The 13,544-nt window shown below is 64.1% G+C and carries 12 protein-coding genes and 3 pseudogenes; all 15 read left to right on the plus strand.

Annotated features, from left to right (window positions below; all coding sequences use genetic code 11):
* Nucleotides 1-133: 133 nt before the first annotated feature.
* The 15 genes and pseudogenes from FOM02_RS25970 (at nucleotide 134) to FOM02_RS26035 (ending at nucleotide 13,541) form a co-directional block, all read left to right on the plus strand.
* A pseudogene (locus FOM02_RS25970) lies at nucleotides 134-903 on the plus strand (FadR/GntR family transcriptional regulator).
* 2 nt (nucleotides 904-905) lie between these two features.
* Nucleotides 906-1,832 carry a Gfo/Idh/MocA family protein gene (locus FOM02_RS25975; protein ID WP_027558900.1) on the plus strand — a complete coding sequence of 309 codons (927 nt, stop codon included), beginning with the start codon at nucleotides 906-908 and terminating at the stop codon, nucleotides 1,830-1,832.
* 2 nt (nucleotides 1,833-1,834) lie between these two features.
* Nucleotides 1,835-2,911 (plus strand): aldose epimerase family protein, encoded by a 1,077-nt coding sequence (locus FOM02_RS25980; RefSeq protein WP_027558901.1) that lies wholly within the window; start codon nucleotides 1,835-1,837, stop codon nucleotides 2,909-2,911.
* Nucleotides 2,908-3,789: an SMP-30/gluconolactonase/LRE family protein gene (locus FOM02_RS25985; protein ID WP_108914352.1), complete on the plus strand. Its 882-nt coding sequence runs from the start codon at nucleotides 2,908-2,910 to the stop codon at nucleotides 3,787-3,789. Before FOM02_RS25980 ends, FOM02_RS25985 begins: the two co-directional genes overlap by 4 nt.
* A 71-nt stretch (nucleotides 3,790-3,860) precedes the next feature.
* Nucleotides 3,861-4,934 carry a multiple monosaccharide ABC transporter substrate-binding protein gene (gene chvE, locus FOM02_RS25990; RefSeq protein ID WP_027558903.1) on the plus strand — a complete coding sequence of 358 codons (1,074 nt, stop codon included), beginning with the start codon at nucleotides 3,861-3,863 and terminating at the stop codon, nucleotides 4,932-4,934.
* Between the two features lie 135 nt (nucleotides 4,935-5,069).
* The gene (gene mmsA, locus FOM02_RS25995; RefSeq protein ID WP_028146346.1) at nucleotides 5,070-6,647 is read left to right on the plus strand and encodes a multiple monosaccharide ABC transporter ATP-binding protein; all 1,578 of its coding nucleotides are present in this window, start codon (nucleotides 5,070-5,072) and stop codon (nucleotides 6,645-6,647) included.
* Nucleotides 6,644-7,834, plus strand: coding sequence for a multiple monosaccharide ABC transporter permease (gene mmsB, locus FOM02_RS26000; RefSeq protein WP_027558905.1), 1,191 nt, complete (start codon nucleotides 6,644-6,646; stop codon nucleotides 7,832-7,834). Before mmsA ends, mmsB begins: the two co-directional genes overlap by 4 nt.
* 95 nt (nucleotides 7,835-7,929) lie before the next feature.
* On the plus strand, nucleotides 7,930-8,142 hold the full coding sequence (locus tag FOM02_RS26005) for a hypothetical protein (protein ID WP_027558906.1): 213 nt from the start codon (nucleotides 7,930-7,932) through the stop codon (nucleotides 8,140-8,142).
* Between the two features lie 164 nt (nucleotides 8,143-8,306).
* Nucleotides 8,307-9,308 (plus strand): annotated as a pseudogene (locus tag FOM02_RS26010) (sensor histidine kinase); the annotation flags it as partial.
* 104 nt (nucleotides 9,309-9,412) lie between these two features.
* Nucleotides 9,413-9,523: an ATP-binding protein gene (locus tag FOM02_RS46900; protein ID WP_322596993.1), complete on the plus strand. Its 111-nt coding sequence runs from the start codon at nucleotides 9,413-9,415 to the stop codon at nucleotides 9,521-9,523.
* Between the two features lie 354 nt (nucleotides 9,524-9,877).
* Entirely contained in the window at nucleotides 9,878-10,453 is a 576-nt protein-coding gene (locus tag FOM02_RS26015; RefSeq protein ID WP_027558908.1) for a cytochrome c oxidase subunit 3 family protein, read from the plus strand.
* 2 nt (nucleotides 10,454-10,455) lie between these two features.
* Nucleotides 10,456-10,716 carry a cytochrome C oxidase subunit IV family protein gene (locus FOM02_RS26020; RefSeq protein WP_027558909.1) on the plus strand — a complete coding sequence of 87 codons (261 nt, stop codon included), beginning with the start codon at nucleotides 10,456-10,458 and terminating at the stop codon, nucleotides 10,714-10,716.
* Nucleotides 10,717-10,828: 112 nt separating this feature from the next.
* Nucleotides 10,829-11,281, plus strand: coding sequence for a c-type cytochrome (locus FOM02_RS26025; RefSeq protein ID WP_027558910.1), 453 nt, complete (start codon nucleotides 10,829-10,831; stop codon nucleotides 11,279-11,281).
* A gap of 39 nt (nucleotides 11,282-11,320) precedes the next feature.
* Nucleotides 11,321-12,666 (plus strand): annotated as a pseudogene (locus tag FOM02_RS26030) (cbb3-type cytochrome c oxidase subunit I).
* 62 nt (nucleotides 12,667-12,728) lie between these two features.
* Entirely contained in the window at nucleotides 12,729-13,541 is an 813-nt protein-coding gene (locus FOM02_RS26035; protein WP_027558912.1) for a CbbQ/NirQ/NorQ/GpvN family protein, read from the plus strand.
* The last annotated feature ends 3 nt before the right edge of the window (nucleotides 13,542-13,544 follow it).

Consider the following 13,544-nt stretch of genomic DNA (forward strand, 5'->3'; position numbering starts at 1 on the left):
GAATAGTCAGATAATATGACTAGTCAGCCCCTCTCTTCCATGATCTAGTGCCCCTAATCGCCCCGAATGGGGCATGCGTGGGTGCCATGTTACCAAAATCGGCGCTCGCCAGTATCCAGGAGAGAGGCGCCCCATGACCGCGCGCATCGTGGTCATTCCAACCAAACGAGCCCATTCCAACCATGCGGAAGTGGCCCGCTCGATCGGCGTCGACATCATCGCCGGCCGCTATGCGGAGGGAACGCGCCTGCCTGGTGACGCCGAGATGATCACCATGTTCGGCGTGTCGCGGCCGGTGCTGCGCGAGAGCGTGAAGACGCTGGTCGCCAAGGGGCTGCTCTCTACCAAGGCGCGGGTCGGCACCGTCGTGCGCGAGCGCGCCGCCTGGAACATGTTCGACGCGACGTGCTGGCCTGGCATCTCGACGCCGGTATCGACAAGCGCTTCCTCAACGACCTCGCCGAGATTCGTCTGGCGGTCGAGCCGCGCGCCGCCATGCTCGCAGCCTCCCAGCGATCTGAAGAGGACATCGCCGGGCTTCGTCGCAGCATGGAACGCATGCGGCACGAGGCGTCCGACTCCGTTGGCTTCGCCGATGCCGACCTCGCGCTTCACGTCGCCGTGGCGCGTGCGTCCGGCAACCTGTTCATGCGCTCGATCGGCCACGTGATCGAGGCCGCGCTACGCGCCTCGTTCCTGCTCAGCGCGCCGGTCGAGCCGGAGGACCGCGACACCGTGCTGCTCTGGCATCAGAAGATCGTCGATGCGATCGCCGCCGGCGATGCCGATGCAGCCTCGGAGGCCATGGTCTATGTCATTCACAACGGCATGCGCCGCCACGAGGGCACGGTGATCGAGACCGCCCCGGCGGACTCGCTACCGTCCGCAGATATTGGAGAATAAGCGTGAGCGAACTTCGCATCGCCATCGTCGGCTTCGGCAAGATCGCACGCGACCAGCATGTCGGTGCGATCGCCGTCGTGCAAGGCGCGACGCTCGCGGCCGTCGCCAGCCGCAACGCTTCGCTGCCCGGGCTGCCGCATTTTGCGACCATCGAGGAGTTGCTGGAGGAGGGACCGCCGATCGACGCGGTCTCGCTCTGCACGCCGCCGCAGGTGCGCCGCGCCCAGGCCGCGACCGCGCTCGCGGCCGGCAAGCATGTGATGCTGGAGAAACCGCCCGGCATCGGCGTCGCCGAGCTAGACCCGCTCATTGCGATGGCGGCGGAGGCAAAGCGGACACTGTTTGCGACCTGGCATTCACGCTACGCGCCCGCGGTCGAGCCGGCGCGCCAATGGCTCGCCACGAGGCGGCTCAAATCGGTGCACATCAACTGGAAGGAAGACGTCCGCGTCTGGCATCCCGGGCAGACCTGGATCTGGGAGCCGGGCGGGCTTGGCGTGTTCGATCCCGGCATCAACGCGCTCTCGATCCTGACCCGGATCCTGCCGCAACCGGTCTTCGTCACCGCGGCCGAGCTCGCATTTCCAGCCAATTGCCAGGCGCCGATCGCCGCCAATCTGACGCTGACAGATATCGGCGGCCTGCCTGTTACCGCCGAGTTCGATTTCCGCCAGACCGGGCCGCAGAGCTGGGATATCCTCGTCGACACCGACGGAGGGCAAATGAAGCTGTCCCGCGGCGCCAGGATCATGGCGGTCGACGGCAAGGTTGTTGCCGATGCGCCTGATGAGGAATATCGCGAGCTGTACCGGCGTTTTGTCGCGCTCACCGCGACCGGGATGAGCGACGTCGACCTAGCGCCGCTCCGTCTCGTCGCCGATGCCTTCCTTCTCGGCAAGCGCACCCTGGTCGAACCTTTTGTGGACTGAACATGACTGGTGCAAGAACAACAAGAGACGTCTTTGGAACGCTGCCTGACGGCCGCAAGGTCGAGCGTATCGTGCTGCGCGGCGAGGGCGGGTTTGAGGCCCGTATCATCACCCATGGCGCGGTGATTCAGGCGCTGATCGCGCCGGACGCCACGGGCGGCTGCGACGACGTCGTGCTCGGCCATGATGCCTTCGCCGGCTATCTCGCCGAGCGGAAGTTCTTCGGCGCCACAGTTGGCCGCTACGCCAACCGCATCGCCAAGGGACAGTTTTCGCTCGATGGCGAGATCTTCCAACTCCCCGTCAATAACGGCCCGAATGCCCTGCACGGCGGGCTGGATGGTTTTGATCGCAAGCTCTGGGACATTGCCGGGATCGAAGACGGCGCCGAGCCCGCGGTGACGCTCACTTACACGAGCCCGCACGGCGAGGAAAACTATCCCGGCAAGCTCGATGTGCGCCTGACCTATCGCGTCACCGGCCCGGCCGAGCTGTCGCTGATGATGGAAGCACGGACGGACCGTCCGACCATCGTCAACCTCACCAACCACAGCTTCTTCAACCTGGAAGGCGCGACCTCGGGCACGCCGATTCTCGATCACAAGCTGACGGTCGCGGCCGAGCATTTCCTTGCGATCGATCCCACCGCCATTCCGCTACCGGAGCCGCCGCGCAGCGTTGCCGGCACGCCGTTCGACTTCCGCGAGGCGCAGGCCGTCGGTGCGCGCATTCGCGAGGGCCACGAGCAATTGCGCAACGGCAAGGGCTACGACCACACCTATTGCCTTGGACGTGACGGCAAGCTGGCGCTCGCAGCGCGGCTGGAGGCGCCGCGCTCGGGGCGCGTCATGGAGCTCTTCACCGATCAGCCCGGCTTGCAAGTCTATTCCGGCAACTATCTCGACGGTACGATCTCGGGCAAGGGCGGCAAGCTCATTCGGCAGTCGGATGCCATATGTCTCGAACCGCATATGTGGCCCAATTCGCCGAACCGGCCGGACTTTCCGAGCCCGCGCCTCGATCCCGGCCAAGTCTATCGGCATCACACCGTCTATCGCTTCGCAGTGAGGACGCCATGATCGAACAGGTGCCGACCTCGGTTCTATCAGCCGAGCAGTGTCATCTCGGCGAAGGGCCGACCTATGATGTCACCACCGATACCGCGTGGTGGTTCGACATCCGCGAGGGACGTCTGTTCGAGGCGCATCTCGCTGGCCGTACCATCCGCATCCACGCGCTCGGCCGGATGGCGAGCGCGCTCGGGCGGATCGATGCCGAGCGCCAGTTGATCGTCGCGGAAGATGGCCTCTACATCCGCCGGCTCGCCGATGGTGCGATGACATTGCTCTGTCCGCTCGAAGCCGACAATCCCGCCACCCGCTCCAACGATGCCCGCGTGCATCAGTCCGGCACGTTCTGGATCGGCACCATGGGCCGCAAGGCGGAAGCCGGGGCGGGAGCGATCTATGCGTTCCACCGCGGCAAGATCTCGACGCTGTATCCCGGTATCAGCATTCCGAACTCGATCTGCTTCTCGCCTGATGGCGCGACCGGCTACTTCACCGACACTGCGCGCGCGGTGCTCTATTCGGTGCCGCTCAATCCAGCCACCGGCCTGCCGCGCGGCGAGCCGGAGGTGTTGCTGCGCCACACCGGCGTCGGCGGCCTCGACGGCTCGGTGTGCGATGCCGACGGGAATATCTGGAACGCCTGCTGGGGCGCGGGCCGCATCGATGTCTATTCGCCGCAGGGCGAACGCCTGCGCTCGCTCAGTGTGCCGGCAAAACAGTCGAGCTGCCCGGCCTTCGTCGGCCCGGATCTGTCGCGCCTTCTCGTCACTTCTGCCTGGCAGGACATGGATGCGGCGGTGCGCGCCGCCGATCCGCAAGCCGGCTGCACCTTTCTATTGGAGGCATCTGCGCGCGGTCGCGCGGAGCCCGACGTCAAGCTCGCATAGGAGACCAGAGTCAATCCAACCAAGTTCTCGACGAAACGAAGAAACAGTCTGACACCCAAAGGGAGTGAAACATGCTGAAATTGAAGACGACATTTCTCGCACTGGCGCTGGCCGGCGCTGCAACGCTGGCAGCTGGCGTCACCGCGTCCGCACAGGAGAAGGCAACCGTCGGCATCGCGATGCCGACCAAATCCTCCGCGCGCTGGATCGACGACGGCAACAACATGGTCAAGGTGCTGAAGGAGCGCGGCTACAACACCGACCTGCAATATGCCGAGGACGACATTCCGAACCAGCTCTCGCAGGTCGAGAATATGGTGACCAAGGGCGCCAAGGCGCTGGTGATCGCCGCGATCGACGGCACCACTTTGTCCGACGTGCTCAAGCAGGCGAAAGCAAAGGGCATCACCGTGATCGCCTATGACCGCTTGATCCGTGGCACGCCGAACGTCGACTATTACGCGACCTTCGACAATTTCCAGGTCGGCGTGCTCCAGGCGGAGTCGATCGTGCAGGGGCTTGGCCTCAAGGACGGCAAAGGTCCGTTCAACATCGAGCTGTTCGGCGGCTCGCCCGACGACAACAACGCTTACTTCTTCTACAACGGCGCCATGAGCGTGCTGAAGCCCTACATCGACAGCGGCAAGCTCGTCGTCGTCTCCGGCCAGATGGGCATGGACAAGGTCGCGACCCTGCGCTGGGACGGCGCCACCGCCCAGGCCCGCATGGACAATCTGCTCAGCGCCTACTACGGCAACAAGAAGGTCAACGCGGTGCTGTCGCCCTATGACGGCCTCTCGATCGGCATCATCTCCTCGCTGAAGGGCGTCGGCTACGGCAGCGCCGACCAGCCGATGCCGATTATCTCGGGCCAGGACGCCGAGGTGCCCTCGATCAAGGCCATGCTGCGCGGCGACCAGTATTCGACCATCTTCAAGGACACCCGTGACCTCGCCAAGGTGACCGCCGACATGGTCGACGCAGCGCTCGCCGGCAAGCAGGTCACCGTCAACGACACCAAGACCTACGAGAACGGCGTCAAGACCGTGCCGTCCTATCTGCTCAAGCCGGTCGTGGTGTACAAGGACAATTGGGAGAAGGTGCTGGTCGACAGCGGCTACTACAAGAAGTCGCAGTTCCAGTAAGATTTAGTACTCCGTCATTCCAGGGCGATGCGAAGCATCGAACTATGGTGCGTAATTGCGCACCTGAGAATCTCGAGGTTCCGGGTTCGCCCTACGGGCGCCCCGGAACGACGGTGATTAAAGGACACCAACGCCATGACCGCCATGCTGGAGATGCGCAACGTCAGCAAGAGCTTTGCCGGTGTGCAGGCGCTGCGCGACGTCAACTTCTCGGTCGAGGCCGGCCAGATCCACGCCCTCGTCGGCGAGAACGGGGCCGGAAAATCCACGCTGATGAAGGTGCTGAGCGGCGTCTATCCCGCTGGCAGCTACGAGGGCACCATCGTCTTCGAGGGCGAGGAGCGCCGTTTCCGCGACATCAATGATTCCGAGGCGCTCGGCATCATCATCATCCACCAGGAGCTGGCGCTGATCCCGCTGATGTCGATCGCGGAAAACATTTTCCTCTCGCATCCGCCGTCGAAGTTCGGTGTGATCGATCGCGACGAGGTCTACCGGCGCACGCGCGAGCTGCTGGCGCAGGTCGGCCTGAAGGAGTCGCCGGATACGCTGATCACCGATCTTGGCGTCGGCAAGCAGCAGCTCGTCGAGATCGCCAAGGCGCTCTCCAAGCGCGTCCGCATGCTGATCCTGGACGAGCCGACCGCGAGCCTCAACGAGGCCGACAGCGCCGCGCTGCTCGAGCGCCTGATGGCGTTCCGCCAGCAGGGCATCGGCTCGATCCTGATCTCGCACAAGCTCAACGAGGTCGCCAAGGTCGCTGACCACATCACCGTGCTGCGCGACGGCCGCACCGTCGACAGCATCGATTGCCGGGCCGAACCGATCCAGGAAGACCGCATCATCCGCAGCATGGTCAACCGCGATATGGCTCACCGTTTCCCGGAGCGTAGCGCGAGGATCGGCGAGCCCGTGCTGACCGTCGAGAATTGGTCGGTCTATCACCCCATCCATCCCGAGCGGCAAGTGATCAAGAACGTCAATTTCGGGGTCAAACGCGGCGAGGTCGTCGGAATTGCCGGGCTGATGGGGGCGGGCCGCACCGAATTCGCCATGAGCCTGTTCGGCCGCTCCTGGGGCACCAATATCAGCGGCCGCATCGCCCTTGAGGACCGGGAGATCGCGTTGCCGAGCGTCGCCGCGGCGATCGATGCCGGCCTTGCCTATGTCACCGAGGATCGCAAGCAACTCGGTCTGATCCTCGCCGACGACGTCCGCAAGAATATTACGCTCGCGAGCCTCGACCAGGTCGCGCCGGGGAGGGTGATCGACGATATCGCCGAGCTGAAGGTCGCCAGCGATTACCGCAACCGCATGCGCATCCGCTGCTCCGATGTCTACCAGGAGACCGGCCAGCTCTCCGGCGGGAACCAGCAGAAGGTGGTGCTGTCGAAATGGCTGATGACCGACCCCAAGGTCCTGATCCTGGATGAGCCGACAAGGGGCATCGACGTCGGTGCCAAATACGAGATTTACTGTATCATCAATGAGCTGGCAGAGGCCGGCCGCGGCGTTGTGGTGATCTCCTCGGAGATGCCCGAGCTGCTCGGCATCTGCGACCGCATCTGCGTCATGAACGACGGCGCCTTCGTCGGCGAGTTCAAGGGCGCGGATGCGACGCAGGAAAAGATCATGCGCGCCATCATGCGCAACGAACGAAGCAACGGAAACGGCGCGGTCGAGGCCGCGGAGATGGGAGGTGAGCAGCCATGACCGACAAGACGGTTTCGCTGCCCGAGGAGCGGCGGCACGGCAGCTTTATCAAGAACAATCTGCGCAATTACGGCATGCTGATGTCGCTGATCGCGATCATGCTGTTCTTCCAAATCATGACCGGCGGCACGCTGCTGCAGCCGCTCAACCTCACCAACCTGGTGCTCCAGAACAGCTACATCGTCATCATGGCGCTCGGCATGCTGCTGGTGATCGTGACCGGACATATCGACCTCTCGGTCGGTTCAGTCGCGGGCTTCGTCGGTGCAGTCGCCGCGCTTCTGATGGTGACCTACAAGGTCGACTACACGCTCGCGTTCATTGCCTGCCTGCTGGTCGGCGCAGCCATCGGCGCGGCGCAGGGCTATTGGGTGGCCTATTTCAAGATCCCGTCCTTCATCGTGACGCTGGCGGGCATGCTCGTGTTCAAGGGCCTCGCGCTCGCCGTGTTGCAGGGCCAGTCGCTCGGGCCGTTCCCGTCGACCTTCCAGAAATTGTCGTCGGGCTTCATTCCGGAGCTGCTGCCCGAAGCCGGCACGCTGCATCCGACCTCCATGCTGATCGGCGCGGTGCTCGCGCTCGGGCTGGTCTACGCCAGCGCCAAGAGCCGGGCGCGGGAAGTGTCGCACGGTATCGAGGTTGAACCCTACGCGTTCTTCCTCGGCAAGAGCATTGTGCTGTCCTGCGCCGTGCTCTATTTCACTTATCTGATCGCGACCTATCGCGGCCTGCCCAACGTGCTGGTGATCATGAGCGCGTTGATCGCGCTCTACGGCTTCGTCACCCGCCGCACCGTGATCGGCCGCCAGATCTATGCGGTCGGCGGCAATGCCAAGGCGGCCAGCCTGTCCGGCATTAAGACCGAGCGGCTGACCTTCCTCACCTTCGTCAACATGGGCGTGCTGGCCGCGCTCGCCGGCCTCGTCTTCGCCGCGCGGCTGAACACGGCGACGCCGAAGGCGGGCCTCGGCTTCGAGCTCGACGTCATTGCCGCCTGCTTCATCGGCGGCGCCTCGGCCTATGGCGGTGTCGGGCGCGTCGGCGGGGCCGTGGTCGGCGCCATGATCATGGGCGTGATGAACAACGGCATGTCCATCCTCGGCATCGGTATTGATTATCAGCAGGTTATCAAGGGTCTGGTGCTGCTCGGGGCAGTATGTATCGACGTGTATAATCAGCGGCGGTAGGCGCAAAATCACGTCGCGGGGGAGGCTCTGGCGCTGCCCCCGCCAGGCGATTGCAATTTTCGTCAATTTCGATCACGGCATCGCGAGCGGAACCGATGCCTCGCGATGACCATGATTTGGGGTCTAAATCCGGGGGTGCCGAGCAGGGCACGGGCAGGGCAGCACCGGTGGCGGCTCATATCCACGAGATGTCAGACGATGAATTTGAGGGGCGGCTTCGCATCCTCTTGCGCATCGTTTCTGTCTGCACTCTCGGGCTCTGCTCCTTTGCTGCAGGTTTGTTGATCGGCGCCTTTGTTCTGTTTTGAACGAGGCGATTCACGCCAAAGCCTCGAAACGAGAGGCGCCGGCGCGCCTTCTTGATCTAGATCAATCGGCAGCCAGTTTCGTGCGAATTTCATGCGGTTGGCGTAAGGGATTACGGGGAACCTGAGTGACGCGTAGAATGAGGTCATCGCCGGCTTCGGAGGTGATGCTGGTCTCGACGTTGCCGGCGTTGCAACTGATCTACGACACTGCCCCGATCGGGCTCGCCTGTCTGTCACCGGACTGCCGCTACCTGCTGATCAACCAGCGCCTGACCGAAATCTGCGGCATATCGGTCGAGGGCCATCTCGGGCATACGGTCAGGGATTGCGTGCCGGCTCTGGCGGAGTCCGTCGAGCAGATCGTCCGTTCGATCATGCAGACCGGCGAGCCCGTGATCGGCATCGAGGTGGCGGGGCAACGGGCCGACCAGGCCGAGGAGCGCTCCTGGGTCACCTATTGGCATCCACTGCGCATGCCGGATGGCGAAATCGTCGCGGTCAACGTGGCGGCGGAGGAGATTACCGAGCGCAAGCGCGCCGAGCGGGAGATCCGCAGTGCCAGGGATGCCGCGGAGACCGCGCTTCGTCATTTGCGCGATATCCAGGACACTCTGATCGAGGCGGAAAAGCTGGCGGCGCTCGGGCGCATGGTCGCCGGTGTCGCGCACGAGATCAACACACCGCTCGGCAGCAGCCTGACGGTCGCCTCGACGCTGCAGCGCAAGGCCGAGCAGTTCGCCGCGGAGGTCGCGCGGGGCAGTCTCAAGCGTTCGACATTGACGGGCTTTCTGGAGCTGGTGGGCGATGCCTCGGCGCAGCTGGTCACCAATCTCGGCCGCGCCGCCGAACGGGTGCAGTCCTTCAAGCAGGTGGCGGCCGATCAGACCCTGTCACACCGGCGCAGCTTCGATGCGGGCGAGCTGACCGGCCAGGTTCTCTCCCAGTTCGAGCGGCAGCTGCGCACGCGCGACATCGCGCTCGGTCTGCGCTGCGAGCCCGATCTGGCCATGGACAGCTATCCCGGTCCGTTCGGTCAGGTACTCACCAACCTCGCCGTCAACGCGATGACGCATGCCTTCTCCGGTGGCGGAGCAGGAAAGATCGACGTCTCGCTCCGCGCGGTAGGCCACAGGCATATCGAGCTGTTGTTTGCCGACGACGGTTGCGGCATGGCGCCCGACGTGGAGCGGCGGGCCTTCGATCCCTTCTTCACCACGCGCCGGCATGACGGCGCGAGCGCCTTGGCCTGCACATCGTGCACAGCATCGTCGTGGATCGATTGGGCGGACAGCTCCGGCTCGAAAGCAAGCCCGGTGAGGGCACGCGGTTTCAGCTGGTCCTGCCGAGAACGGCGCCCGACCGGCGATCCGTCGCGAGCTGATCGCGCCCCCGATCCGCGGTGTCCGGATTATTGCGTCGTGAACAGCACCGTCGCGATTGCGACGGAAAGGCTCACCGCCGAAACCGTCGCGACCGTCGACAGCACGCCCATGCGCCGGAGCGCGATGGCGAAGGCGATGATGATGGGTGTCGCGGTCATCAGCCCGATCTGTGCATCGCTCATCTCAGCGCTCGCTATTCCCTGGGAACATGAGCCGGTTTGTAACGAGCTCCAGCAGGCCGGACGTTGCGTCGGCGCAAACAAGTGCTCTGGCGATCTCCGAGTTTGTTCTGCGACAAATTCCGAACAGGACGGTTGAGCTAAGGCTGGCCGGTGTCCTGATCCGGAAAGACGATGTCTGCGGCCGACTGCGAACGAGAGGGAACCGGTTGGGGAATCCTGGAAGATCTCCCCGGCGATCCCATGATCTGGGTGCTGATCTTCAGCGAGCTCGTCGCCTTCGGCCTGTTTCTCGGTGCCTTCGTGGTCGCCCGTGCGATCCACCCGACGGTGTTTGCGGCGGGGCAGGCGGCGCTGGATTCGAATCTCGCGGGCCTCAATACAATCGTGCTGGTGACCAGCGGCTGGGCTGCGGCCCGGGCGACGAAATCGGCGCGAGCGAGCGAGAAGCGGATATCACGCCGCTGGCTCCTTATCGCGATGGCGCTCGGCGGCTTCTTCATCGCGATCAAGCTTGCCGAATATGCCGAGGAGATCGGCCGCGGCATTGGCTTGGAGACCAGCCCGTTCTTCACGCTCTATTTCCTGCTGACCGGCTTCCATCTCCTACATGTCGCTCTCGGCATCATCATCCTCGCGGTGGTCTGCCGCCGCGCCGAGACCGTGGGCGTCGAGACGGGTGCCGCCTTCTGGCACATGGTCGATCTGGTCTGGATCGTCATGTTCCCGATTCTCTATCTGGCGCGGTGACGATGCCGGATCGCCTCGACATCACCTGGTTCGTGCTGATCGGCCTCGCGCTCGCGACCATCCTGCTGCCGCCATTGATGCCGTGGCAGGTGCTCGGCAATGCTGCGCTGCTGTCGCTGGCCGCCATCAAGGGCCGCCGGATCGCGCTCGACTTCATGGATCTGCGCGTCGTGCCCGCGCTGTGGCGTGGTCTCGTCGGCGCCTGGATCGTCATCGTGCTGCTGTTCGCCTGGCTCGCCTCCGCCGTCGTCGCCCTGATCTGACGCGGTCGACGCGAGCGTTCATTGCTCCCCGACAAAGACCCATCCGCACTAACAGGCAAAATACAGCATCACCGCTTCCTCACGACTGGACTCACAACGGAAAGGATTGGCAATGGCTGAACGCCTGACCAAGTCGGCGGCTCGAAACGTCTTCTACGGCGGCTCGGCCTTTTTCTTCGCCATCTTCTTAGGGCTGACGGCGCACAGCCATTACTACATGGCAACGACCTCGACGGACGCGACGACGCTGACGTGGTCGGTCGCGCGCGGCAAGCATGTCTGGGAGAAGAACTCCTGCATCAACTGCCACACGCTGCTCGGCGAGGGCGCCTATTTCGCGCCGGAAGTCGGCAACGTCTGGGACCGCTGGGGCGGCAATGAGGATCCGGCCGCGGCGCGCGAGACGCTGAAGGCCTGGATGCAGTCGCAGCCCTCGGGCGCGGAGGGGCGGCGGCAGATGCCGCAGTTCAACCTCACCGACCAGGAGCTCAACGACCTCGCCGACTTCCTGCAATGGACCAGCAAGATCAAGCGCCAGGAATGGCCGCCGAACAAGGCGGGCTGAGCTCGCCGCTTTCCTCTTTCAAGACAGAGAGAACCCGAGATGAAGTACCAAACCCAGAAAGTCGCGATGCTGTATTTCTACGGCGCGCTGACCCTGTTCCTGGCCCAGGTCCTGTTCGGCCTGCTTGCCGGGACCATCTATGTCCTGCCCAACACCCTGTCGGTCATCCTGCCGTTCAACATCGTCCGGATGATCCACACCAACGCACTGATCGTGTGGTCGCTGATCGGCTTCATGGGCGCGACCTACTTCCTGCTGCCCGAGGAAACCGAGACTGAACTCTACAGCCCGCTGCTGGCAAAGATCCAGTTCTGGATGTTCTTCGGCGCCGCGGGCGTGGCCGTGGTCGGCTACCTCTTCCATTACCATGAGGGCCGCGAATTCCTCGAACAGCCCTTCATCATCAAGGTCGGCATCGTCGTCGTCTGCCTGATGTTCCTGTTCAACGTCACCATGACGGCGCTGAAGGGCCGCAAGACCACGGTCACCAACATCCTTTTGTTCGGCCTCTGGGGCGTTGCGATCTTCTTCCTGTTCGCCTTCTACAACCCGGCCAATCTCGCCGTCGACAAGATGTACTGGTGGTACGTCGTCCATCTCTGGGTCGAGGGCGTCTGGGAGCTGATCATGGCCTCCGTGCTCGCTTTCCTGATGATCAAGCTCAACGGCATCGACCGCGAGGTCGTGGAGAAGTGGCTTTACGTCATCATTGGGCTGGCGCTGTTCTCCGGCATCCTCGGCACCGGCCACCACTTCTATTGGATCGGCGCGCCCGGCTACTGGCAGTGGATCGGCTCGCTGTTCTCCACGCTCGAGGTCGCGCCCTTCTTCACCATGGTGATCTTCACCGTGCAGATGACCTGGAAGGCCGGCCGCAAGCATCCGAACCGCGCCGCGCTGTTGTGGTCGGTCGGCTGCTCGGTGATGGCGTTCTTAGGGGCGGGCGTCTGGGGCTTCCTGCACACGCTGTCCTCGGTGAACTATTATACGCACGGCACGCAGGTCACCGCCGCGCACGGCCATCTCGCTTTCTTCGGCGCCTACGTGATGCTGAACCTGTCGGTGATGGCCTACGCGATCCCGCAGATCAAGGACGCGCGCCCTATAACCAGTGGCTCTCGATGGCGAGCTTCTGGATCATGTGCACGGCCATGATGACCATGACCTTCGCGCTGACCTTTGCCGGCGTGATCCAGGTCCATCTCCAGCGCGTGCTGGGCCAGAGCTACATGGACGTGCAGGACCAGCTCGCCTTCTTCTACTGGGTGCGGCTGGGCTCCGGCGTGTTCGTCGCGATCTCTGCGCTGATGTTCGTCTGGGCCGTGCTGGTGCCGGGCCGCGAGAAGCCGGCGACGATCCCGGCTGCCTTGCAGCCGGCCGAGTGAACGCGAAGGCGGCCGCGCAACGTCGCGGCCGCCTCGTCAAACCGATTTTCCGGAGAAGGAACATGAAAGCAGCACTTCACGCTCTGGCGGCTCCCGCACCTGAGCTCCCGGCCTATGTCGCAAGCGGCAACGAATGCGCGCTGTTCGAGCACGCCTGGCGGCATCGGCTGCCTGTGTTGCTGAAGGGGCCGACCGGCTGCGGCAAGACCCGTTTCGTCGCGCATATGGCGACGCGGCTGGGGCTGCCGCTCCACACGGTTGCCTGTCACGACGATCTCACGGCAGCAGATCTGACCGGCCGTTACTTGCTGAAGGGCGGCGACACCGTATGGACCGACGGTCCGCTGACGCGCGCGGTGCGCGACGGCGGCATCTGCTATCTCGACGAAGTCGTGGAGGCGCGCAAGGACGTCACTGTCGTCCTGCATCCGCTGACCGACGACCGCCGCATCCTGCCGTTGGAGCGCACCGGCGAGGAGCTTGTTGCGCCAAGCAGCTTCATGCTCGTGGTCTCCTACAATCCCGGCTACCAGACGCTGCTCAAGGCGCTGAAGCCGTCGACCCGTCAGCGCTTTGTCGCCATCGAGTTCGGCTTCCTTCCCCCGGAGCAGGAGATCGCGGTGGTCGCGGCCGAGAGCGGGCTCGCGCCCGATTACGTGCGGCCGCTGGTCGCGCTGGCCGGCCGGCTGCGCGCGTTGAAGGGCCATGACCTCGAGGAGGGGGTCTCGACCCGCCTCCTCGTCTATTGCGCCACGCTGATCGCAGCTGGCGCCTCGATTGCCGATGCCGTGTCGGCAGCCATGATCGAACCACTGACCGACGACGCCGACGTCAAGGCCGCGCTGCTCGACGTCGCGCGCGCCGTGATCTCCTGAAGG

The sequence above is a fragment of the Bradyrhizobium sp. SEMIA genome (assembly GCF_014844175.1).
Classification (GTDB): domain Bacteria; phylum Pseudomonadota; class Alphaproteobacteria; order Rhizobiales; family Xanthobacteraceae; genus Bradyrhizobium; species Bradyrhizobium arachidis.

What these genes read in the sequence shown, in the direction of transcription:
- FOM02_RS25980 (WP_027558901.1), top strand. Translation starts at nt 1,835, where the DNA reads ATGACTGGTGCAAGAACAACAAGAGACGTCTTTGGAACGCTGCCTGAC.
- FOM02_RS25985 (WP_108914352.1), top strand. Translation starts at nt 2,908, where the DNA reads ATGATCGAACAGGTGCCGACCTCGGTTCTATCAGCCGAGCAGTGTCAT.
- chvE (WP_027558903.1), top strand. Translation starts at nt 3,861, where the DNA reads ATGCTGAAATTGAAGACGACATTTCTCGCACTGGCGCTGGCCGGCGCT.
- mmsA (WP_028146346.1), top strand. Translation starts at nt 5,070, where the DNA reads ATGACCGCCATGCTGGAGATGCGCAACGTCAGCAAGAGCTTTGCCGGT.
- mmsB (WP_027558905.1), top strand. Translation starts at nt 6,644, where the DNA reads ATGACCGACAAGACGGTTTCGCTGCCCGAGGAGCGGCGGCACGGCAGC.
- FOM02_RS26005 (WP_027558906.1), top strand. Translation starts at nt 7,930, where the DNA reads ATGCCTCGCGATGACCATGATTTGGGGTCTAAATCCGGGGGTGCCGAG.
- FOM02_RS26015 (WP_027558908.1), top strand. Translation starts at nt 9,878, where the DNA reads ATGTCTGCGGCCGACTGCGAACGAGAGGGAACCGGTTGGGGAATCCTG.
- FOM02_RS26020 (WP_027558909.1), top strand. Translation starts at nt 10,456, where the DNA reads ATGCCGGATCGCCTCGACATCACCTGGTTCGTGCTGATCGGCCTCGCG.
- FOM02_RS26025 (WP_027558910.1), top strand. Translation starts at nt 10,829, where the DNA reads ATGGCTGAACGCCTGACCAAGTCGGCGGCTCGAAACGTCTTCTACGGC.
- FOM02_RS26035 (WP_027558912.1), top strand. Translation starts at nt 12,729, where the DNA reads ATGAAAGCAGCACTTCACGCTCTGGCGGCTCCCGCACCTGAGCTCCCG.